Annotated in this window: 18 protein-coding genes; 5 read left to right on the forward strand and 13 right to left on the reverse strand. The window is 55.9% G+C overall.

Annotated features, from left to right (window positions below; genetic code table 11):
- Positions 1-39 precede the first annotated feature (39 nt).
- From ACLI1M_RS02970 to ACLI1M_RS02980, 3 genes are all read right to left on the reverse strand, one after another.
- The gene (locus ACLI1M_RS02970; protein ID WP_049359450.1) at positions 40-1,362 is read right to left on the reverse strand and encodes an ABC transporter substrate-binding protein; all 1,323 of its coding nucleotides are present in this window, start codon (positions 1,360-1,362) and stop codon (positions 40-42) included.
- An 80-nt stretch (positions 1,363-1,442) separates the two neighbouring features.
- Positions 1,443-2,288, reverse strand: coding sequence for a carbohydrate ABC transporter permease (locus tag ACLI1M_RS02975; RefSeq protein WP_200289062.1), 846 nt, complete (start codon positions 2,286-2,288; stop codon positions 1,443-1,445).
- 27 nt (positions 2,289-2,315) lie between these two features.
- Positions 2,316-3,248 carry a carbohydrate ABC transporter permease gene (locus ACLI1M_RS02980; protein ID WP_200289061.1) on the reverse strand — a complete coding sequence of 311 codons (933 nt, stop codon included), beginning with the start codon at positions 3,246-3,248 and terminating at the stop codon, positions 2,316-2,318.
- Positions 3,249-3,555: 307 nt separating this feature from the next.
- Between ACLI1M_RS02980 and ACLI1M_RS02985 the strand changes: the two genes are divergently transcribed.
- The 3 genes from ACLI1M_RS02985 to ACLI1M_RS02995 all read left to right on the forward strand — a co-directional run bounded on the left by ACLI1M_RS02985 (position 3,556) and on the right by ACLI1M_RS02995 (position 8,315).
- Positions 3,556-4,773, forward strand: coding sequence for an amidohydrolase (locus ACLI1M_RS02985; RefSeq protein WP_200288114.1), 1,218 nt, complete (start codon positions 3,556-3,558; stop codon positions 4,771-4,773).
- Between the two features lie 548 nt (positions 4,774-5,321).
- Positions 5,322-6,596: a threonine/serine exporter ThrE family protein gene (locus ACLI1M_RS02990; protein ID WP_200289060.1), complete on the forward strand. Its 1,275-nt coding sequence runs from the start codon at positions 5,322-5,324 to the stop codon at positions 6,594-6,596.
- Between the two features lie 399 nt (positions 6,597-6,995).
- Positions 6,996-8,315 (forward strand): MFS transporter, encoded by a 1,320-nt coding sequence (locus ACLI1M_RS02995; protein WP_200288112.1) that lies wholly within the window; start codon positions 6,996-6,998, stop codon positions 8,313-8,315.
- A gap of 260 nt (positions 8,316-8,575) precedes the next feature.
- Here the strand turns inward: ACLI1M_RS02995 and ACLI1M_RS03000 are convergent, their stop codons facing one another.
- The 10 genes from ACLI1M_RS03000 to ACLI1M_RS03045 form a co-directional block, all read right to left on the reverse strand.
- Positions 8,576-8,866, reverse strand: a complete 291-nt coding sequence (locus ACLI1M_RS03000) for a YrhK family protein (RefSeq protein WP_234288124.1) — start codon at positions 8,864-8,866, stop codon at positions 8,576-8,578.
- 57 nt (positions 8,867-8,923) lie between these two features.
- Positions 8,924-10,243 (reverse strand): amino acid permease, encoded by a 1,320-nt coding sequence (locus ACLI1M_RS03005; protein WP_411706653.1) that lies wholly within the window; start codon positions 10,241-10,243, stop codon positions 8,924-8,926.
- A gap of 161 nt (positions 10,244-10,404) precedes the next feature.
- The gene (locus ACLI1M_RS03010; protein WP_200288106.1) at positions 10,405-11,361 is read right to left on the reverse strand and encodes a glycine betaine ABC transporter substrate-binding protein; all 957 of its coding nucleotides are present in this window, start codon (positions 11,359-11,361) and stop codon (positions 10,405-10,407) included.
- Entirely contained in the window at positions 11,358-12,110 is a 753-nt protein-coding gene (locus ACLI1M_RS03015) for an ABC transporter permease (protein ID WP_200288104.1), read from the reverse strand. The genes ACLI1M_RS03010 and ACLI1M_RS03015 overlap by 4 nt, the downstream gene beginning before the upstream one ends.
- Complete coding sequence (locus ACLI1M_RS03020; RefSeq protein ID WP_200288102.1) at positions 12,097-13,299, reverse strand: ABC transporter ATP-binding protein; 1,203 nt, start codon at positions 13,297-13,299, stop codon at positions 12,097-12,099. The genes ACLI1M_RS03015 and ACLI1M_RS03020 overlap by 14 nt, the downstream gene beginning before the upstream one ends.
- On the reverse strand, positions 13,296-13,937 hold the full coding sequence (locus ACLI1M_RS03025; RefSeq protein ID WP_239208495.1) for an ABC transporter permease: 642 nt from the start codon (positions 13,935-13,937) through the stop codon (positions 13,296-13,298). The genes ACLI1M_RS03020 and ACLI1M_RS03025 overlap by 4 nt, the downstream gene beginning before the upstream one ends.
- 215 nt (positions 13,938-14,152) lie before the next feature.
- The gene (locus tag ACLI1M_RS03030) at positions 14,153-15,544 is read right to left on the reverse strand and encodes a hypothetical protein (protein ID WP_200288091.1); all 1,392 of its coding nucleotides are present in this window, start codon (positions 15,542-15,544) and stop codon (positions 14,153-14,155) included.
- Between the two features lie 501 nt (positions 15,545-16,045).
- On the reverse strand, positions 16,046-16,783 hold the full coding sequence (locus tag ACLI1M_RS03035; RefSeq protein ID WP_239208499.1) for a sulfite exporter TauE/SafE family protein: 738 nt from the start codon (positions 16,781-16,783) through the stop codon (positions 16,046-16,048).
- Between the two features lie 43 nt (positions 16,784-16,826).
- A complete protein-coding gene (locus ACLI1M_RS03040) occupies positions 16,827-17,492 on the reverse strand; it encodes a TIGR03089 family protein (protein ID WP_200288089.1) in 666 nt (221 codons plus the stop codon).
- A 25-nt stretch (positions 17,493-17,517) separates the two neighbouring features.
- Entirely contained in the window at positions 17,518-19,149 is a 1,632-nt protein-coding gene (locus tag ACLI1M_RS03045; protein ID WP_239208501.1) for an LCP family protein, read from the reverse strand.
- Between the two features lie 124 nt (positions 19,150-19,273).
- On the opposite strand from ACLI1M_RS03045, the gene ACLI1M_RS03050 reads away from it, so the two are divergent.
- Both ACLI1M_RS03050 and ACLI1M_RS03055 read left to right on the forward strand, forming a co-directional pair.
- On the forward strand, positions 19,274-20,173 hold the full coding sequence (locus tag ACLI1M_RS03050; protein WP_248099709.1) for a glycosyltransferase family 2 protein: 900 nt from the start codon (positions 19,274-19,276) through the stop codon (positions 20,171-20,173).
- 100 nt (positions 20,174-20,273) lie between these two features.
- Positions 20,274-21,368: a sugar phosphate nucleotidyltransferase gene (locus ACLI1M_RS03055; protein WP_248099707.1), complete on the forward strand. Its 1,095-nt coding sequence runs from the start codon at positions 20,274-20,276 to the stop codon at positions 21,366-21,368.
- Positions 21,369-21,521: the final 153 nt, after the last annotated feature.

The raw sequence follows: 21,521 nt of genomic DNA on the forward strand, positions 1-21,521 counted from the left end.
TTCAGAATGTAGTGAGGGGAGGAGGGCGCCTGGGGGAGCCTACTTATTGATGACGGTCTTGACCTGGTTGTCATAAATGGACTGCAGGGTCTTTTGCAGGTCTGTAAGCACCTTGGTGACGTCATCGCGGTTGGTGACAATCTTTTCGAAAGCACCACCAATCTCCTGGTCCGCGCCGGGCAGGAAGACACGGGCATTATCCTGCGGGCGAGTCTCCGGAAGTTGCTTGATGGCGGTTTCGAAGTTCGGGTTTTCTTCCATGAACTTCTTCTGGTCCTTGTTGTCTACCGCGGTGGAGCGCACCGGCATATAGCCCACGTTCTGGGACCAGTAGCAGGTGTTTTCCTCATTGGTGATGAAGTCGATGAGCTTAATTGCAGCCAACTGGCGGTTCTTGCTGATGCCAGCTGGGATGGCAAGGCCAGCACCACCGGTAGGGCAGGCGCCATCGCCAGTAGGGTTAGGCAGGAATGCAGTACCGAGCTCGAATTTAGCGGTATCGGTCAGGCCTGCCAGGTCACCGGTGGACAGCACAGTCGCGGCTGCGCGGCCGGTGCCGAACTCCATGGCCATGTCATTGCCCACGTAGGAGTAGCCCTTCTTTTCATCGGTGATGTCTTTGAGCCACTCGACGGCCTTGATGGTCTTGTCATCGGTGAACTTCAAGTCCCACTCATCGGAGTAGGCACCGCCCTTGGACCACAGTGGGCCTTGGAAGATCCAGCCCAGGTAGTCCACGGCATCGCCCCAGCCAAATGGCTTCATCTTGGAATCGGCCGCGGCGAGCTTCTTGGACCACTCGTCCATCTCATCCCAGGATTTCGGACCGCGGTCTGGCAGACCGGCCTTCTTCCACGCGTCCTTGTTGTAGTAGAACAACGGCGTGGAACGAGCGAAAGGAAGCGCAAAGTGGCCGCCGTCGTAGTTGTAATCCTCGTAGAGTGGCTGCACATAGGTAGACAGGTCGATGCCGGCTTCTTTCGCCAGGTCATCCACGTTGGCGATCTGGCCGTTGATGGCAAAGTTGTACCACCAGACGTCGGAAAGCACCACGATGTCCGGTAGATCTTGGCCGGTGAGCGCGGCGTTGAATTTCTGTGCAGCCTCTTCGTAGTTCTTGCCGGCATCAACGAGGTTGACCTTGATATCAGGATTCTCCTTTTCAAAGCGGGAGATGATTTCCTTCTCAATGTCCTTAGACGTGCCCGGGTGGTTGGACCACCAGGTCAGTTCGGTGACTTCACCATCGCCGCCTTTGTCTTTACCGCCTTGTGGGTTAGTAGAAGAGGTGCCGGCGCAAGCGGCGAGAGTGGTGGCAGATGCGGCTGTGGTAGCAAGGGCGAGGAATGTGCGGCGTAGCATGTAGTTCTCCTGAAAAATCCTGGTTAAGGGGGGAAATAAAGTATGTGGAAACGGCGAGCGTGGGTGGGGTAGAAGTCCTTCTATCCCTTGACGGCGCCAGTGGTCAGGCCTTGAATCATGTACTTTTGCAAGGCTAGGAAGATGATCACCATCGGGATGATGGTGAGGATGGTGGCGGCCATAACCGGACCCCAGTTGGTCACGCCATCGTTGTTTTGCAGCATGGTCAGACCCACCTGCAGTGGGGCAACGTCCTCAGTATCGGCCATGAGGAATGGCCACAGGTAGGTATTCCATTCATTGACCATGGTGATGACGGAAAACGCGGTCAGCGTTGGCCAAGAGACCGGCAGGAGCACCTTGGTAAGCAGGCGGATGGGGCCGGCGCCGTCCATACGGGCGGCTTCCACCAGCTCATAGGGCAGGGATAAAAAGTGGTTGCGCATGAGGAAGGTGCCGAAAGCCACGCCGGCCAGCGGCACGATGATGCCCACGAAGGTATTGCGCCAGCCCAAGGAATTGACCAAGGCGTAGTTAGAAATGACGGTGATTTCGCTGGGCACCATGAGTGAGGAAATGACCAACAAGAACACCAGATGGCGGCCTGGGAAGCGCAGGATGGCCAGCGCATAGGCAGAGATGACACCAAGCACAATCTTGATGATGGACAGCACCGCGGTAATTACTACCGAGTTGCGCAGGTAGGTCCAGAAAGGCACGCGAGTGGTGGCATCGGAGTAATTCTCAGTCTCCCATACCGGCGGCAGCCAGTTGATCGGATCTGTATAAATATCGCCCTTGGCCTTGAAAGAGGTCATGAGGATCCAAAAGAGCGGGAGACCAATAAGGAGCAGTACCGCGAGGATGCCCAAATAGCCGCCTACGAGCTTGGCGCGACGGGTGGTGGGGGATTCATCCGTGACCATGTGAAGGGTTGAAGTAGCCATAGTGGGTTAACCTCGCTTATCCATGATGCGTACCTGGATCAGGGTGATGATGAGCAGGATCAGGAACAAGATGGTGGCGGCAGTCGCACCGTAGCCGGCGCGGAAGTTGACGAAGGTCTCGTTATAAATCTGGAAGACCAACGTCTGCGTGCCATTGCCCTGTGGGCCGCCACGGGTCATGACGTTGATGATGTCGAAGACCTGCACGGAGTTAAGAAGCACCGTGATGGAAAGGAAGAAGGTCGTATTGCGCAGCTGCGGCATGGTCACACGCCAGAATTTGCGCCAGCGTCCGGTGCCGTCGATAGCGGCGGCTTCATCCAGTTCCTTGTCTAGGCCCTGTAGTGCTGCCAAGTAGATGACGAAGGTATAGCCCAAGTTTTTCCACACGAAGGTGAACGTCACCATAAACATCGCCCAGCCTGGCACGGCATAGAAATTCGGGGAGTCGATGCCGAACCAGCCCAGCATGTCCTGGATGAGGCCAAAGTTCGGGTCAAAGACGAATTGGAAGGCGATACCAATGGCCGCGCCAGAGATGGCATAGGGCGCGAAGACCACCGAGCGTGCAAAGTTGCGGCCCTTAATGTTCTGGTTGAGCAGTAATGCCAGCGCTAGACCAATGACCATTGAGCCAATGACCGCAAAGAATGTAAATACCACAGTGTTGAGCACGATGGTCTTCGTATCCTCGCGGCTAAACCACTCCACATAATTGTCCAAGCCTACAAAGGTGGAGGTAGGGCTGGAAATATTCCAATTGAAAAAGGATAGCCGGATATTATCTAGCAGCGGCCGGTAAGTAAATACAGCCAGCAGGATCAGGTTCGGCGCTAAAAGCGCTGCGGCCAGCAGCCATTCCTTGTGGCGATTGCGCGCTGCTTTGCGTAGCAGCGCCGCAGAATCACTGGGGTTTTCCGTGTGGGCGGGACGGGCGATGGTAGTGCCTGAGTTGCCGCCACTGAGAGAGTCTTCCTGAAAGGTCACTCGGTCAATCTAGGGCGGATGGGTGAAGCCCAGATACATGGAAAACAAATAATCGGTGAATTATAAATGTCCGATGGGTTAAAGGTGGATACGTCATCGAACTTTCTGAAAACTCCAGCTCAGAGTGCCATGGCGCCTGTCTCTTTGCCATAAAACTATGGCTGGCATTACAAAAATGCCTTGCTTGCCGACGCCCACCTTTCTCCCGCCCTTCTACACTGGCACCCATATTCCACCGCGATTCCACAAGGAGGAAGCAATGTCTGTCCGCACTGTCTGCAGCAACTATGACTCCGTCAAAGTTTGGCAGGAGCCACTTTATAAGGACCTGCATCAGCACCCGGAGTTATCAATGCAGGAGGAGCGCACGCTTGGCATCATCAAGGGCAAGCTTGCTGACCTCGGGTTTGAACAAGTGGATGTAGGCGGTGGCGTGGTTGGCATCTTAGAAAATGGTGCCGGGCCAACTGTCTTGCTGCGCGCGGATTTTGATGGCCTACCAGTCAAGGAGGACACTGGCCTGGATTATGCCTCCACCGATACCGCCCTTGACTCGGATGGAAACCCCATTTCCGTCATGCACGCCTGCGGTCACGATTCGCACGTGGCCAGCCTGCTGGGCATGGGTGCGCTCATGGCGCAGGCCACCGACCAGTGGTCCGGCACCCTGCAACTAATTTTCCAACCGGGCGAGGAAATCGCTGCCGGTGCCCAGTCCATGGTGGATGACGGTCTGGTAGATAAGGTAGCAACTCCCGATGTTGTCCTAGGCCAACATGTTTTTGCTAGCCAATTTCCTGCTGGCACCGTTGCTCTTGCCGCAGGACCCTTTATGTCCACCGCGGTAAGTCTGGATGTCAAGGTTTATGGCCAAGGCTCGCACGGTTCCATGCCACACCTCAGCGTCGATCCAGTGGTGCTGGCCAGCTCCATTGTGACGCGCCTTCAGACAGTCATTTCCCGCGAACTAAGCCCTTCCGAGTTTGGCGTGTTGACCGTGGGTGCTATCAATGCCGGTTCGAAGGCAAATATCATTCCTTTTGAGGCTAACCTGAAGATCAACGTGCGTGCCTATAGCGAGCAAGTACGCGATAAAATCTCCGGCGCCATCGAGCGCATCGTCAACGCTGAGTGCCAGGCTGCCGGTAGCCCTCAGCCTGCTGAATTTAACTATCACGATGCCTACCCGCTTACCAGCAATGATGACGAGACCACGGCGCGGCTCCAGAAAGCCTTCACATCCTACTTCGGCGCCGACCGCGTTCTTACCGCAGAACCCCTCACAGCCAGTGAGGATTTCTCCACCATTGCGCGTGCCTTTGGGGTTCCCTATTGCTTCTGGGTATTTTCCGGCCGCGAAGAAGGAAAAGATGTTCCCAACCACAGCCCGCACTTCGCCCCACTGCTCCAACCCACATTGCGCACTGGCACCGAAGCACTTGCTGCCGCTGCATTGAGCTATCTGGGCAACGACTAAGCGGGAAACTGTACATGGCCGCACGGCTTTTAAAAGGTGTGTGGCCATTGCTGCTGGCATCCGGGCTGTGGGGGAGTAGTTCATAGCCGCCAGGTCTGGTGAGTTTTCTCTATGCAAGGTTTTCCTGCGTCCACCGTTTCTTAGTGCATTTAACCGGCAGACCCCTAAAACAGCTCCAACGCCCGGGCCTCACTTGGGGCCGCAGGGCGCTGGAACTGGTTCTCTCTATCTCTCTTGCGTTCTCTCAAACGCATGAACTTAAGATAACTTTCTAGCCTGCTACAGGCCTGCGTTTTACCTGTGAGTATTGTGGTAATGGGGTGGAAATCGGCTAATAGACGCGCAAACCTGCCCACGGTGTAAAGGGCGGCGACCTCTAGGCCGATGAAGAACTATTCATAGGGGTGCGGTTCTGCGTAGGATTCTAGGTAAAACTAAAAGTGTGTTCTCGGGCTTCGGTTGGGGTCGAGAAGCCTTTAAATAGGCGCTAAAACCGTGTCAGAGGAGGAGATGTGTCGCAACAATTTGATCCAGAATTGCACCGGCAAATGGGCGTGGAAGCGGATGTTGTCTTGCGGGTGGGAATGCTCCTAATGGGTGCCGGCACTTCTGGTTACCGTGTTTTAAGGGGGATGAAACGCAGTGCGCGTGCTTTGGGGTTTGACCACTTAGATGCCACAGTGGGTTTGACGCAGATTACTTGTACGTTCCACCGCGGGGAATATTTCAGGACAGTGATTGCCCGGCAACATTCTCCTGCGGTTGATGCTTCGCGGATAGAAGCCTTAGAAGACCTGACCCATAATCGGCTCTATGCGGGGATTACTGCCCAAGAATTGGCGGCAAAGCTGGATGGTATTGAGTTTGGAGTCAAAAAACGCTGGAGCGGTTTAGTTCTTTCTTTTGCCGCCGCGATCGCGTGCGCGGCGTTTGCGTATCTTAACTTTTTCCCGCTAGAAGCGGTGGGGTTGGTGGCTCTAGCGGCGTTTGCAGGCCAGTTTGTGCGGTACACGGTTCTCCACCGGCACGTCCATCAAATCGGGGGAGTAATTGCTGGCGGGGCAACGGCAAGTATCGTTTTCTTCCTTTTAACGGAATTTTTTGGTGCGATAGGCTCAGTGGCTCCGAGTGAATTGTCCTCGGGCGTGGTAGCAGCGGTTTTATTCTTGATCCCCGGATTTCCTCTTTTCTCTGCTTTGATCGACATTGCGCGTTTTGATTTGGACGCAGGAATAGTCAGGTTAGGGTACGCCTTCACTGTTATATTTACAGCGACTTTCACGGTCTCGATGGTTAGCTGGTTGACACAACTTACCCCTGATCCGCCCGCCCCTGCACAGGATATGAAGTGGTTTTTGTTGGCGCCGGTCGCAAGTTTTCTGGGAATTGCTGGCTTTGCCTTTCTTTTCAACTCTTCCCGCCGCATGGTTTTGGTCGCAGCGTGTGTCGGAACGGTGGCAAACGAGCTCCGTTTGATCCTCATTCACGCAGGTACAACTATTTTCTTTGCGGCATTCGTGGGAGGACTATTGATTGGGCTGCTAGGTGCGGTTGCTTCTAAAAAGGCGCGCCTTCCTCGTATTACAACGACCGTTCCGGCTGCCGTGATTATGATTCCGGGGGTGACAATGTTTCGAGCAGTGTTTTATTTGAATGACGGTCAAATGGATCAAGCTTTGGCAAACGTTGCGACAGGAATGATGGTGGTTGGTTCTATTGGCGCCGGATTGGTGTTTTCTCGCCTGCTAACTGATAAGGATTGGGCATTGGGCCGACTTATTGATTTTGATAAAAAAATTCCGCAGAAGCCCTCTACAGCATGAAGTTAGGGTCTTAACTGGGAAAACGCCTGTGGCCCCCACTTCCTTTCGGAACTGGGGGCCACAGGCGTCTCTCTCACTGTTTCCATATATCGGCATGTGCCGCCCTGTGGAAACTGCAGGGGGTTCTCTCTATCTCTCTCATATGCGCTCTCTCAAACGCACGATCTCAGTATGGGGCACTGTGCTGTAGTGTCCATGAGGCTCGGCTGTTGGGTGGCTGTTAATGGCTGGGAGGGGATGGATAAGGCGCTGACAAGCGTAACAATTGTGGGGGAGTGCAATATTGGCGCATAAAAGTGACGTACACCATAAGTTGATTCTGTAGGGTTGAGGGCATGCGCGCAGCGGGCCTGCGCCGTTTTCAACTGCTTGTATAGCTACAGAATTGAGGTGAGGAGCATGTCTCCTCTCACTTCCCAACCCCCAGCCAATGATGCCGTACCGGCACAGGTGGAAGATACAGAAGAAACAAAACGCCAGCATCGCTCGGCCATCAAGGCAGCGTTTATAGGCACCTTCATTGAGTGGTTCGATTACGCAGCCTATATCTATATGTCCGCGATTATCTCCCGAGTCTTTTTCCCGGAGATGGAAGGCCGCCGTGCCCTGATTATGACGTTTGCGCTCTTTGCGCTGTCATTCTTGGTGCGGCCTTTGGGTGGCATCGTATGGGGTCACTTCGGTGATAAACACGGACGCATCCAGACCCTAACGGTCTCCATTGTGATGATGTCCCTGGCTACCGCGTGCATCGGTTTCCTTCCTGGCTATGCCACCATCGGCTTCGCCGCGTCCCTTTTGCTGCTGCTGTGCCGCATGGTGCAGGGTTTTTCGGCAGCCGGTGAGTATGCAGGCGCGGCCACGCACTTGGCCGAGATCGCTCCGGCCGGCAAGCGCGGCATATATTCCGCGGTGGTACCGTCCGCTACGGCTTCCGGCTTGTTGCTGGGCTCGCTCATTGCCTCGTTGCTGACGGGCGTGCTCGACGATGCCGCCTTGGATTCCTGGGGCTGGCGTGTGCCTTTCTTGATTGCGCTGCCTTTGGGCATGTATGGCCTGTGGATTCGCCGTCATACGGAGGAGTCCTCCCACTTTGAGGATCAGGATGAACCGGAAGAATCTCCGTTGCGGGAGGTGCTCAAGTATCCCAAGGCCTTGGCCATTGCCTTTGCTGGTGCGGTGCTCAACGCCATTGGTTTCTACGTCATCTTGACCTACCTGCCCACCTACCTCTCAGAAGAGTTGGGTATGGCCGCAACCCCGGCGTTTATAGCGTCCTCTGTTGCCTCCGCATTTTATGTGGGCTTTGCCTTGCTCACCGGCATGCTTTCGGACCGCCTGGGCCGCCGCACAACCATGCTGTGCGCGGCAGCTTTTATGGGCGTGACTATCATTCCAGCCTTTATGCTTCTCAACGGCGCCGGAATCCTCCTCGTCATTATCATTCAGGTTTGCTTGGGTGGCGTGCTGGCGCTTAACGACGGCGTCCTGCCCTCCTTCCTTTCCGAGCAGTTCCCCACGCACGTGCGTCTATCCGGCTTCGCGCTGACATTTAATACTGCCAATGCTGTCTTTGGCGGTACCGCTCCGATGATTGCCACCTGGCTTATTGATGTCACAGGACTGCAGCTTGCCCCTGCTTTTTATTTGGTGGCTGCGGCGCTGGTGACTGGAACCGCGGTGCTATTCGCGTCGAAAAAGAATAAGCTGCACCAGTAGCGTTTCGCTATAACAGGATAAAACGCCTGCGGCCCTCGGAACCGGAAGGAACCGAGGGCCGCAGGCGTCTCTCTCTACAAGGTGTTTCCATGTATCGGCCTAAGCCGCCCTCTGGAAACTGAGGGGTTCTCTCTATCTCTCTCGTATGCGCTCTCTCAAACGCATGATTAAAGTATGGGGCACGGGGCTGCTACCACAATGGATTGTGCCTGATAGGTCCCTGCTAGTTGCTGAAAGTTTACTGCTAGCCCATTTGTGACTTAGTAGTCATAACTTTCGGCAGTATTTGCATCCGCGCCAATGCGTTGCAGGTGTGTGCGGCGCTTTAAGCGGATGGCCGGGCGGGCTGCCATGCCGAGGCTGCCCAGGAGGTAGAAGACGGTAGCGACCATCGACAAGCCGGCAAGCGTTAGCACCGAGCCGAGGATAAACACCACGGAGATGGCGATATCATTGGCGATGGAAAACGTCTCGTATTTGTTTTTAATTTTGATTTCGTTATTCTGCCCGAGCTTGATTTTTAGGTCGGGGTCCTTTTCCTGTTCTGACATGATGCCTCCCACCTTGCCAGACAGGAAAAGTGCTTGTCGAACCACGTTTTTGTGGGATTATTGGAACATTCCCCAGATAGTGGCAAAGAGCACGATAAAGCCCATGACCGCCACGAAATAGTTGGTCTTTTTGCCGCGGAAGCGGGCTAGGGCGTCCACTCGGTAAATGACCCAGATGGGAAGCAGGTAGGTCATGAAGGCGAAGAAGACGCCGCCCACGACAGAAATCATGTCCAGGATGGAGGGGTTGAAAATTCCTACCAGTGACGTGGCGATGAAGATGAAGAGGTAGGTCCATAGGTCGAGCGTGCGGGCAGACATCTTCTTTGTGGCTTTCGGGGCGGCCAGGTTGAAGAGGTACTGGGTGCCCTCGATGGTGCCAAGGGCATGGCCGAAATAGGAAGAAGCCACTGCACAAATAACCACGATGGGTGCCATGTAGGCCATAAATGGGGTGCCGGTCTCGTTGGCGAAGTAGGAAAGTACCGGCAGGTTCTTGTCATTTGCCTCCTGCATGCCGTCTGCACCCATGGCCAGCGCGCAGGACCAGACAAAGAACATGGTGAAGACGGTTAGCAAGATGGCGGAATTGCGGATAACCTTATCGGATTGTGCGTGGTGGTCCGCGCCGTATTCCTTTTCCATGCCCAGCGAGAATTGGGAGATCGCAGCAACGAAGGAGAAGGAGAACACCAAGACGGGAAGGATAAGGATAATGGCCTTGATAACGCCGCCAGCGGTGTGATCGCCGGCCTCCATGAAGGACCCGAGGTCCCATTGTGGAATGAGGTAGAGCGATACTGCTGCCAGTGTCACGATGAGCGGGTAAACCACGAACTGAGCAATCTTCAACATGATGGCATTGCCAAAGGCAAGTGCCAGCGTCATCAGACCTACGCACAGCGGTGCCAAGATGTAGCGGGAAATTTCCGGCCCGCCTAGCTGGTTGACGATGAAACTATCGACTGTATTGGTAATAGATACGCCGTAAATGAGCACCACCGGGAAGATGGTGAACCAGTAGATAATCGCGAGGATGATGCCGTTGCCCCGGCCAAAGAAGTGAGTGAGTACTGCAAGGACGTCTTCGCCATGCAGCGGCGAATAGCTAATGATCCAGGAGAAAGCACGGTGGGCCAGGTAGGTCATCGGGAAGATGAGCAGGGTGGCTACCAGTAGCGGGACAAAGCCGAAACTGCCGGCGGAAATCGGCAAGAAGAGGATACCTGCGCCCACGGCAGTGCCGAAGAGCGTGATGGTCCACTGGCTATTGACGGCCTTATTGGTAGCTACCTGGCTGCCGCTTGGGGTGTCTGCGCCGCCGGTAGTGGGTGAACTAGCCGGTGAAGCAGGCGCATTCGCAGTCGTGTGAGACATAGAATTTATCCTTCAGTACGTGTGAATGAGCTAACATAAACAATCTATATGAAGGTTTTGGCAAACGAAAGCAAATGTGTGATCTAGATTAAATAAAAGCTAAAGACCGCCGCACCGAGGGTGGTGCAACGGTCTTTGGGAATCTTGCTAAGGCTTGGCAGCTAGTCCGCGATCAGGTTTTCTTCCTTCAAAAAATCGAGTGCCACGGTGGTGTAGTCCTCACCGTCGACGTCGACGCGGGCATTGAGTTCCTGCATCTTTTCGTCGGTAAGCAGCTGTGACAGGGGAGCGAAGAGCTCTTTAATTTCTGGGTGTTCATCTAAAACCTCGGTGCGGATAACCGGGGCAAGGTTGTACTTAGGGAAGAACAGATCAGGGTCCGTCAACACCTGCAGTTGGAGGGCTTTAATGCGGCCATCGGTGGCGAAAACGGAGCCAAAGGTGCATTCTCCCTTGTCTAAGGCGGCATAGACCGCGCCGGAATCCATTTCCTTAATGCGGCTGCGTGGAGGCTCTTTCACCCCATAACTCTTGAGCATGGGAAGGAGTCCATCATTGCGGGCGAGGAATTCGGCATCGGTGCAGAAGGTTTGCTGCTCGGGAGGAAGCTCCTTAATATCCGCGAGCGTCTCTACGTCCGATTCTTGGTGCGTCTTCTCACTTGTAGCCAAGGCGTAGGTATTGTTCATTGGCGCTGGCGGCAGCCACGTTAAGCCATTTTCCTTATCAGCCTTTTCCACGGCTGCGTATTGTTCCCGTGAACCAGGAACGGGATCATCATGGCCCAAATAGGTAATCCATGCGGTACCGGTGTACTCAAACATCGTGTCCATATCGCCTACTTGGAGGGCTTGGCGGGCCGAAGTAGATCCCGGAATATTGGTGAGATCCTTGACGTTGGCACCCGCTGACTGCAGCAAAATGGCTCCAATTTTTCCCAAAATGATCTGCTCGGTGAAGTTCTTTGACCCGATGGAAATGGTCTCGCCTCTCAGATCAATGCCGGCGAGATCGCCTTGCAGTTCGCCGCGGGGAATCAAACCACCTGCAGTACCAAGGCCACAGCCCGCCAGAAAAAGGGTGCCTACCGCGGTGAGTGTTGCCATCAGGCGTTTCATTTGATCATCCCCTTCGGCGTAAAAGCGAGTTCCAATAGTCGGCCCACCCATTCCACGGTGAGCGCTAAGGCTGCGATAAGTACCGCGCCCGAAACAAGGATCGGCGTGCGATAAAGGTTGATTCCAGAGGTGATGAGTCCGCCAAGCCCACCGGCATCGATAAACGTGGCAAACGCACCTGCGCCTACGAGAAGCACCAAAGACGTGCGGACACCGGTCATGATGACCGGCAGCGCAAGCGGAAGCTCTACCTTGGCGAGAACCTGCATGGGGGACATGCTTAGCCCGTGCGCTGCCTCAATGAGCTGCTTGTCGACGCCCCTTAAACCTGCAATGACATTGGCCAGCACCGGCAAGAAGGCATAAAACCACAACCCGAGGATGGCAACCGGAGTGCCGAAGCCGAGCCAAATGGCCAGGAGTACAATGACGCCAACGACCGGAGCTGCCTGACCAATATTGGCGATACCCGTGACCACGGGGGCAAGAAATTGCGTGGACTGTCTCGTGAGCAGAATCCCTAAGGGGATTGCGGCAGCGATAACCAAGAGTGCGGAAATAAGCACGAGCACGAGGTGCTCCCACGCCAAAGCCGCGACGGAATTGAGCTCCAAGGTGCGAGCCTCAATTTCATCAAGATCCGCGGTGGCGTGCCAAATGAGCCATCCGACAACTGCCGCGATGACTAGAACTGGAATACCGAAAATGAGGAGCCGGTTCTCTCCTCCGAGGCGTTTAAGCTTTTCCACTGCTACCTCCTTCACCGCGAGGAGAGTGGGCATCGGAGTTGATCTGACGGATGTAGTCATTGACCGTGTCATAAAGGAGCACGCCTTGGAATTTTCCGCGGCGGGTAACCATGGCGCCGCCGTGGGAGGAAGCAAGCATGGCCGACATGGCGTCGCTAAGCGTAGAACGAGCTTCCACCACAGAGGACAACTCTATAGTCGGATCAGGAATGAACTCAAAGCGGCTGAGCTGGCGTTTGGTGATCCATTCGCGCGGGTGATCGTGCTCGTCCAGGATAACGACAGTCCCTTCTCCGGCGGTATCTAAACGCTCGAGAACGTCTGCAGTCTTCTCGCCGATGCGCCCTATGGGTGGCGACCAAAGCTCAAGTTCATCCGCGCGCCGCAAATTTAGCTGCTTGAGGGCAGAGCCCGAACCGATGAAGTCTTCCACAAAATCATTCGCTGGTGCGGCCAGAATATTTTCCGGCGTATCGTACTGGCTAATCTGCGCGCCGGGTTCAAAAATGAGGATACGGTGGCCCAGCTTGATCGCCTCATCGATATCGTGCGTTACGCACACAACGGTCTTCTTTAGCTCCGATTGGATGTTTACCAGTTCATCCTGCAGGTGCGTGCGCGTAATCGGGTCCACTGCGCCGAAAGGCTCATCCATAAGCACCACTGGGGGATCGGCCGCGAGACCACGCGCTACACCCACACGCTGCTGTTGTCCGCCCGAAAGTTCTCGGGGGAAGCGGTCCCGGTAGATCGAGGGATCCAAGCCCACCATGTCCAAGAGCTCATCGGTGCGCTGTGAGATTTTGTTGTTATTCCATTTCTTGAGCTTTGGCACGAGTGCAATATTGTCTGCGACGGACATGTGGGGAATGAGGCCGCCGCCTTGAATAACATATCCGATGTCTCGGCGCAGCTGGGTGGAATTCTTCTTGGTTACGTCTTCACCGTTAATCCGGATTTCGCCGCTGGTGGGTTCGACCAGGCGGTTAATCATTTTAAGCGAAGTGGTCTTACCACAGCCGGAAGGTCCCACAAATGCCACGAGCTCTCCGGCGGGGATGCGGAAAGACAACTCTTTTACCGCAGGTGATTTCTGTCCTGGGTAAGACTTGGTCACGTGGTCAAAGACGATTTCAGCACCGCTGGTCTCGCTAGCTGAAACCGGACTTGATTGCTTGTTTTGTGTCATGCGGAAATGCCTTTCGGGGTGGTCAGTTTCTGGATGCCGGCAAGAATTGCATCCACGATGAGAGCGATTACCACGACGCCGAGTGTGCCGACTAGCGTGTAATTCAGCGCGTTGGTGCCGCCAATTTGGCTAAGGCCGGAATAGATATAGCCGCCGAGGCCTGGTCCAAGTGCATAGGCCGCGATGGCGGCCACGCCCATAGACATCTGGGTTGCCACTCGGATGCCAGTCATGATGATGGGCCATGCCAGTGGCAAGCGGATGCGAAAAAGAATCGCCGCTTTGCTCATGCCTTGTCCGCGAGCAGATTCAATAATGCTGGGGTCCACCGTATGTAGTCCGACAATTGCATTGCGCAGAATTGGCAAAACTGCATAAAAGACTACGAGAACTACGGAGGGCACTGTGCCGATTCCAAAGAGGGGAATGGCGAGGCCGAGAAGGGCGAGTGAGGGAAGCGTTAGGCCAATGGAGGATAGGGCATTGGCTAGGGCCGCTCCGCGTGGGCGTTGAGCCGCAAAAATAGCTATCACGAGAGCGATTATTAGTGCTACGGCCACGGATTGGATGACCAAGCTGGTGTGCTGATAGCTGCGGAAGAGGATGTCCTGCCAACGCGCAGCAATAAAATCTGTCATTTCATCACCTTAAAGAAAGAAGGAGAGGGTGGGATTGGTGTTTTAGTCTCTAAAAAACTCCCTTCGAGAAGGCATGACGTACCGGTCAAGGATACAAAGTTGGAGGTGGGTCGGCCAATGGACAAGAAGAAGGCCGCCGCACCATGGGAGGTGCGGCGGCCTTCTGTTTGAGACGGGCTAGGAAACTATATTCCTAGGGCAGAAGTGAGGTGTTCTTAGAACAGGCCCTCAGCCTTCTTGCCAAAGTCATTCAAGGTGTGCTCGCGGGAATCAACGTTCTGGTCGTTGTACTTGGAGTCATCACCCTTGATGCGGGAGGTCTGGGTTACCTCGATGTTATTGATGAGGCGGCCTTCCTTGGTCTTGCCATCGCCGAAGTCCAGGTTCGCAATGCGAGCCTCCTCGCCAGCGTTAATCGGGTTAGCCAGGGTTACCTCGAAGGAGCGGGTGGAGGTCTTCTCGTTGAAGCCCAGGTCACGGATGTGAGCGCCTTTGGAGGAACGCGGAGTGATGAGGCGGTCAACGCCCTTCGGGCCCTTGGCGGTCTTCACATCAACGCGGAACTGGGTAGCTGGGAACTCGCCGTAGTAGCGCTCGGAGCCAACGTTCTTGGCGCGGACTGCAACGGTGCCTGCGAAGCCAGCGTGCTTAGCGCCGGAAACGGTCATGTAAGGCTCGAGGTCGAGCTTGTGCTTGGAGTCCTTCTTGTCCTCCTTGGCATCAACCTCTTCCTGCTTCTTCTTGTCAGCAGCCTCTTCGTTCTTGCCCTCTGCCTCAGAAACCTTCTCGGCATCTTCCTTGGCGGTGCCCTCGGTGTCCTTGATTACCTCTGCGTCAGCCTCGAGGTTCTTGTCCTCTTGCACAACCTTCGGGTCGTTGACGTCGGTGGTGTTCTGGGCATCCTTGTTAGGAGCGTAGGAATCAGACAGCTTGTCGTACAGCTTGACGCGAACTTCGTTCTTAACCGGCTGCATTGCATTCCAAGCGGTCGGGGTGGACCAGGTGCCGTTTGGCTTGCAGTACTGCTGGGTACCGGTCATGTTCAGCACGCGGAAGCCGTAGGTAGCTTCACCGGTGTGGTTTGGCGGAACGTCGTAAGGTCCGATGGACTGGCCAGCCTCCCAAGACAGGGAGTAGGAGGCGCTAGCACCAATCTTGGTTGCGATCTCGTGGGAGATGCCTGCGGAGCCTTCAGCATTCTTGCCGGAGCCCTTGCCGCCCAGGTTCATGGACGTGGTCTCGGTGCGGTCACCGTTGACGGAAACGGAGATGGACTGGGACTTGGACAGATCCTGCTGCAGCGGGATGTCCTTCTTGGTCTGGTTGGTGGTGGAGATGGTGCCGGCCGGCAGGAAGCGATCGGAAACCTTGTAGACCACGGTGCGGTGGTCCTCCCACGGGTTACATACCGGGCGAGGGTTCAGAACGTTCGCCTTCATGTGGTCGGAACCGTGGGTGGTGTGGATGATGGGCAGATCCGGGTTCAGCGCCGGGGTTTCCGGGTAGGACTCGGTCTGGGTGGTGGCGCCAGCCAGCGGTGCCGCGAATGCGGTGCCGGCGACGATGAGGCCGGCGGTCAAGCCGGTCATGCGACGACGAATCGACATCTAGAACTTCTCCTAATGCAGGTAGAAAATGAATGAACTTATGAATGAAATCCAGCAACTCTCGACGTTGCGCTAAGAAAACGCTAAAACACGCTTAAAGTTACGTCATCTCTTAGATGTCTATATATTTTGCCTCCAGAAGGAGCGATATACTTCATATAGACCAAGCTGTTTATTAGGTCTTGTTCCTGCTAAGTGGTCGATAGTGTGTCAAAAATTATTGATGGATAGATGTCTATACAATTCCTATTTGGAGCGAATTGGAATACCCCCGTGTGGGGGTATTCTGCCTCTCCCAAAAGTGACGTACGAGTCTTGTAGGGAAATTACGGGCGTACCACTATATGCGTCGTACGCTGCATTTAAGCGGGTGAAAGGTGGTTATAAAATGCCTGCGCGTGAATGTTACATGTCATAAGTTATAGGCGTTTACATGGCAGAGGTTGGTGCATTTCGCAACCGGAACTGTCCAGGATGTTCCGAAGAGGGTGGGGTGCAGGGCTAGAAGAGGGCGGATTCGACGATCAGCATGAGGGCTGCAGAGATGGCCACAATGATGACGATGCGGTTGAGCAGTTTCCTATCTATAAATCGGTTGAGGTAGTTCGCTGCGATAAGTCCAATGACAATAAGGGGGAAATAGGCCGCCGCAGCGGTTACTTGGGTGCTGCTGATCTGTCCATTGAGGGTCAAAATTATAAGAGAAATTAAGGTTCCGAGGACGAAGGTGCCCGCCAAAGTGCCGCGGGTACGGTTCGGATCAAAACGCTTCATAATCAACGCCATGGGCGGGCCGCCTATGGAAGTGGAGGTGCCCAGGATGCCGGAGGCTACGCCGGCGATGAGCGTATTGAGGGTGGTCGGCCGCGGGCTCCATCCCAAACTGGATAGGGTCATGGCAAAGAGTACGGCGCAACCGATGAAGATGGATAATCCATCAGGGGACAGACTCGCGATTGCCCAAGCGCCTATTAAGGAACCGGGGATGCGGGCAAGAGAAGAGATTCCCACCACGCGCCAAGAAGTCTCGCGGTAGGAGCGCGATAGCGTATAGCTAGAAATGCACAACGCGAGCAGCAGAATGAGCGTGGGTAGCAGGTCAGGTCGAATGAGCGCGATGATGGGCGTGGCAATGGTCCCTAAACCAAAACCGATGGCGCCCTGAGTGATGGTGCCGGCAAGGATGAGGAGGCCGATGAAGATATAGGACCATGCGTCCGCGGAGATTCCCAGAAACATAACGAGTGCTAAGTGTATCTGGGCTCAATCCTGCCGACTAAACCTAGGAAAGGCGAGCTGTCACTTTCTCATTGGAGGCGATTTCCTCTAACCGCTCTGCTGGGCACACGCCGGCAACGATGACGGCGGAACCTCCCGCGGCGAGGGGCTCGAGCACGGCGCGGGAAAAAGACTCATTATCAGACCAGCCGGTAGATAGCAGGCGCTCGGCGCTCGCAGGAGTATTGACGAGTTGCGGCAGTGGCTGGGTTTCACCAAAGTACTGATCGCCGTAGAAGCGCACGGTAGGGCCGAAATCAATAGCGCCAGTGGGTAGATCGCCGCCGGATTCTACGACGCCGCGGCCAAAGGGGTCCTCGCTGATGAGCACGATATCGGCTTGGGGTTGACGATCATGGGCGGCGGGGTAGCGGGAGGGGGAGGTAAAGACGACGTCGGCAAGCGCGGCAGACTCGCCAAAGCTATAGGAAGGGCCGGAGGCGAGCGCACCCAAGGCCACAACGGCCGCTTGCCACGAGGAGGGCAGATCGATGGCAATGGTGGAATCTGCCTCTAGGTCGAGCTCTTCTTCCAGCATATTGGCGATCTTCGCTACCCAATTGTCGAGCGTTTGCCCGGAAAAATCCATGCGTGCGCCGGTGGTCTCGTTATATACGGTAAGGCGCGGAGAGGCGGCATCGGCATGCAAAAGATGGGCGAGTAGTTCCATACTCGCCCATCGTAGGGGAGAAGTGCTAGTTCACGCAGCGCGGGCCATCGCCACCGGCGTCGATTTCTGGGGAAACCTTGGCGGTACCGAAGTCATCGCCCGGGGTGCCTACCGGCTGGCTGGACTTGTCTTCCTCCGGCTCTTGGGCGCTGGCCTCCTTATCGGAGGGGCCCTGGTAGTCATCGGTAGCCACGACGATGAGGGTGTCATTATCGAGCTGCGGGTTCTCTGCCACCGGCAGGCCACCCAGTTTCTTGGCTAGGGCTTTCGCCTCCTTGCTCGTCGGATCAGCGGCTACCACTTGCGACTCACTGTAGATGCCCGGTTGCGCGTTAGCGGAGCGCTCTACCGTATAGCCCTTGCCCTCAAGCCAAGAGCCGATGCCGGAAGCTAGGCCGTCAATATTGCCGGCGTTGAGGACGTGGATATTGATATTAGGATCGACGTCCTTGTCCTTGTCCGCCTTTTTCTGCTTGTCCTTATCCTCGGCCTTGGCCTCATCGGTGGCTTCATCGTGGGACTTAGCCAAATCGTCCATGAAACGGTGAACCTCGGCGGCGTCGATAGTAACGATAGATTCGCCATAATCGCCCTGGCCGTCGATGGAGGTAACAGGGATGGTGGTGAAGGTGACATTGCCGCCTGCCAGGCCGGCAAGCTGGGTAACAAAGCCCATAATGTCCCAGCCCTCATCGATGACTACGGAGCGTTCCACCGCCTTGGCAATCTTGGAAAGCTTGGAGGGATTAGCCAGGGTGTCATTGTCCAAGATCTTATTGACCAGGGAAGCCATAAAAGCCTGCTGGCGCACGATGCGGTCGAGGTCGCCGCGCGGCAGGTTGTAGCGCTGGCGCACAAAGGCTAGGGCCTTGGCGCCATCGAGGGTCTGCTTGCCCTTGCTGAACTTAGCGCCAGACATATCGTCATTGACGTCATCATTGAGGCAGACTTCGACACCATCGACGGCGTCGGTAAGCAGGGTAAAGCCCAGCAGGCCCACCTCCGCGTAGTGGTCGATGGACACACCGGTCAAGGACCGCACCATGGCCAATAACCCTTCGCGGCCGGCCTCGACGCCCTGCTTTTCGATGTCCTTATCCGAGTGCGGCTTCTTTTTGCCCTTTGCTTCTGCCTCTGCGTTTTCCTGCTTGAGCTCGTCCACCTTGGCGTTCTTGTGAGAGGCGAAGACAGCATTCATCTTCATATTGCCGTACTCCGGATCCTTAACATAGGTATCGCGCGGAATGGACACGGCGGTAGCACGGGAACCATCCTCCGGCACGCGGATGAGCATCATGGTGTCGGTATTTTCCTCACCATCGGCCACGCCGGCGTGCAGGTCTGCTAGTTCCTTATCGGAGAGGGGATCGCCCTTAGCATCGGTGCGCGAATCCTTGCCCACCAGCAAGATATCCACCGCGCCATCGAGCGAGTTACCGGAAAGTCCCTTGCCGCCTAAGGACAAGTCCTTGGCAGAAGACATACCATTATCAAGCCGGCCGACGGTGGCATAACCCACGCCAGATACCACCAGGATCAGGGCGGATAGCAGGGCTACGATCGTCTTTATGGCCGTGGAACCTTTTTGCTTTACCGCACTAGCGGCAGAGGGCGCCGGCTGAATGGTGCGCGCCCGGCGAGTGTTCTCAGAAGTCACAAGTGGAGGCTTTCTAGATTGGTGGGGATCTGGAGACAGTTTAGGGCAGAACGTTAAAAAATTAGTGATCCGCGTCCGATTTCGCGTGTTCGGGCAGTGTCCCTGCCCAGCGCGAGGAGTGCTTGTGACTAAGCTCGTGGCCATTGTGACTACTCCAACTCAACTCCCACTGGCCGTGATCACCGTGACTTATAGTCCCGGACAATACCTCGGTAGTTTTTTAGACTCCCTGCCGAGTGCGTACGCCCGCGGCACCAAGGTGGTGCTTGCGGATAATGGCTCTACCGACGGTGTTCCCGAGGCTGCCGCCCGCGAGCGCGGCGGGGTAGATTTCCTCGATACCGGCGGGAATATCGGCTATGGCGCTGGCATGAACGCCGGTGCCCGCTTCGCCCGCGAGCGCGGCGGAGTAGATGAGGAATTTTTCCTGATTTCCAACCCGGACGTTGCCTTTAGACCGGGATCTATCGATCGGCTCATCGAGTGTGCCCGCAAATGGCCGGACGCTGCGGCCGTGGGCCCGCGCATAGTAGAGCCGGACGGCACCAATTACCCCTCTGCCCGTGCCGTGCCTACCGTCGCCACCGGCATTGGGCACGCCCTCTTTTCCTCGATCTGGCCCTCTAATCCGTGGTCGCGCGCTTATCGCAATGAAACCGATATGACTACGCAGCGGCCGGCTGGTTGGTTATCTGGTTCCTGCCTTCTTGTGCGTTGGGAGGCTTTTGAAGCCATCGGCGGATTTGATGAGCGTTACTTCATGTACCTCGAAGACGTAGATCTAGGCGATCGCTTCGCGCGTGCCGGCTACCAAAACATTTTCTGCCCAGAAGCAGTCATCAGTCACGCCAAGGGGCATTCCACACAAGCGCACGCCGGCGCCATGCTACGCGCTCACCATGACTCCGCCTACCGCTTCCAAGCAGACCGCCACCCCGCCTGGTGGCAGGCCCCATTGCGTGGTGCACTGTGGCTGGGGCTGCGGGTGCGTGGGTTAATTGCCTCGGCATCGGCAGGTTCTTAGGCCGCGGTGCGCGTGCCGTTGACCTAGATTGCGCTTTTAAGCTCTACACTGTCCCTCAGAAAATCACCGAATAAAACTGTCTGCATACATAAGGAAGACTATGACTGAAGCAGTCACCACCCACGGTGCCAGCACGGATGCAGTGATTCTCGTTGGCGGTCGCGGTACCCGCCTGCGTCCACTAACCATCGGTACACCGAAGCCGATGCTGCCGACGGCCAACTATCCGTTCCTGCAGCATCTTCTCGCCCGTATCAAGGCCGCCGGCATCGAACACGTGGTCATGTCTACCTCATATAAGGCTGAGGTCTTTGAGGAGTACTTCGGCGACGGTTCGGACCTAGGCCTGGAGATCGAGTACGTGGTGGAAGAGACCGCACTCGGTACCGGCGGCGGTATCCGCAATGTCTACGACAAGCTGCGCAATGACACCGTCATGGTCTTCAACGGCGATGTGCTGTCCGGCATGGACCTGGAGGGAATCCTCACCACGCACCATGACAAGGACGCCGATGTCACCATGCATCTGCTCAACGTGGCTGATCCTCGTGCCTTCGGCTGCGTGCCTACCGATTCCAATGGTCGGGTAACCGCCTTCTTGGAAAAGACTGAGGACCCGCCGACCAACCAGATCAACGCCGGCTGCTACGTATTCAAGCGTTTGGTCATCGAGTCTATTCCGGCCGATCGTGTCGTCTCTGTCGAGCGCGAGACTTTCCCGGGACTGCTGGCAGAGGGTCGCCTCGTTGTCGGTCACGTGGACAACTCCTACTGGCGCGACATGGGCCGCCCAGATGACTTCACTCGCGGATCGTCGGACTTGGTGCGCGGCATTGCGCCTTCCCCGCTGATTGAAGGCAAGACCGGCGAGTCCTTGGTGGATCCTTCGGCCGGCATCGCTGGTGGCGTGCTGCTGCTGTCCGGTACTGCCGTGGGCCGTGGTTCCGAGGTAGGCGCCGGATCTCGCCTCGAGGGCACCGTCGTCTTCGATGGCGTGCGCATTGAGCCAGGTGCCATCATTCATAACTCCATTATTGCCTCCGGCGCACATATTGGCGCCAACGCGGTCATTGAAAACTGCGTCATTGGCGAGGGCGCCCACATTGGAGCACGCTGCGAGCTTCTCGACGGCATGCGTGTCTTCCCCGGCGTTTCCATCCCGGACGCTGGAGTGCGTTTTAGCTCCGATGCTTAACGCTCCTGCCGTGGGCTGGGCCATGCGATAAGTCCGACTGGGATAGGCCGAACTGAGGAAAATGAGTCCTCGGTTCGGCCTTTTCCATGCGGAATTACTCAGCCTGTCCTTCTAAAGCTGCCACCATAATGCGAAATCTGTGCAGCGTTGGTG

This window comes from Corynebacterium sp. LaCa54, assembly GCF_046717495.1.
In the GTDB taxonomy this organism is placed as follows: Bacteria; Actinomycetota; Actinomycetes; order Mycobacteriales; family Mycobacteriaceae; genus Corynebacterium; species Corynebacterium kefirresidentii.

Bases quoted from the DNA above. Each gene is read 5' to 3' on its own strand.
- ACLI1M_RS03030 (WP_200288091.1), bottom strand. From the start codon at position 15,544: ATGTCGATTCGTCGTCGCATGACCGGCTTGACCGCCGGCCTCATCGTC.
- ACLI1M_RS02995 (WP_200288112.1), top strand. From the start codon at position 6,996: ATGTCTCCTCTCACTTCCCAACCCCCAGCCAATGATGCCGTACCGGCA.
- ACLI1M_RS02970 (WP_049359450.1), bottom strand. From the start codon at position 1,362: ATGCTACGCCGCACATTCCTCGCCCTTGCTACCACAGCCGCATCTGCC.
- ACLI1M_RS03005 (WP_411706653.1), bottom strand. From the start codon at position 10,243: ATGTCTCACACGACTGCGAATGCGCCTGCTTCACCGGCTAGTTCACCC.
- ACLI1M_RS03020 (WP_200288102.1), bottom strand. From the start codon at position 13,299: ATGACACAAAACAAGCAATCAAGTCCGGTTTCAGCTAGCGAGACCAGC.
- ACLI1M_RS03055 (WP_248099707.1), top strand. From the start codon at position 20,274: ATGACTGAAGCAGTCACCACCCACGGTGCCAGCACGGATGCAGTGATT.
- ACLI1M_RS02990 (WP_200289060.1), top strand. From the start codon at position 5,322: ATGGGCGTGGAAGCGGATGTTGTCTTGCGGGTGGGAATGCTCCTAATG.
- ACLI1M_RS03035 (WP_239208499.1), bottom strand. From the start codon at position 16,783: ATGTTTCTGGGAATCTCCGCGGACGCATGGTCCTATATCTTCATCGGC.
- ACLI1M_RS03040 (WP_200288089.1), bottom strand. From the start codon at position 17,492: ATGGAACTACTCGCCCATCTTTTGCATGCCGATGCCGCCTCTCCGCGC.
- ACLI1M_RS03010 (WP_200288106.1), bottom strand. From the start codon at position 11,361: ATGAAACGCCTGATGGCAACACTCACCGCGGTAGGCACCCTTTTTCTG.
- ACLI1M_RS03025 (WP_239208495.1), bottom strand. From the start codon at position 13,937: ATGACAGATTTTATTGCTGCGCGTTGGCAGGACATCCTCTTCCGCAGC.
- ACLI1M_RS02975 (WP_200289062.1), bottom strand. From the start codon at position 2,288: ATGGTCACGGATGAATCCCCCACCACCCGTCGCGCCAAGCTCGTAGGC.
- ACLI1M_RS03000 (WP_234288124.1), bottom strand. From the start codon at position 8,866: ATGTCAGAACAGGAAAAGGACCCCGACCTAAAAATCAAGCTCGGGCAG.
- ACLI1M_RS02985 (WP_200288114.1), top strand. From the start codon at position 3,556: ATGTCTGTCCGCACTGTCTGCAGCAACTATGACTCCGTCAAAGTTTGG.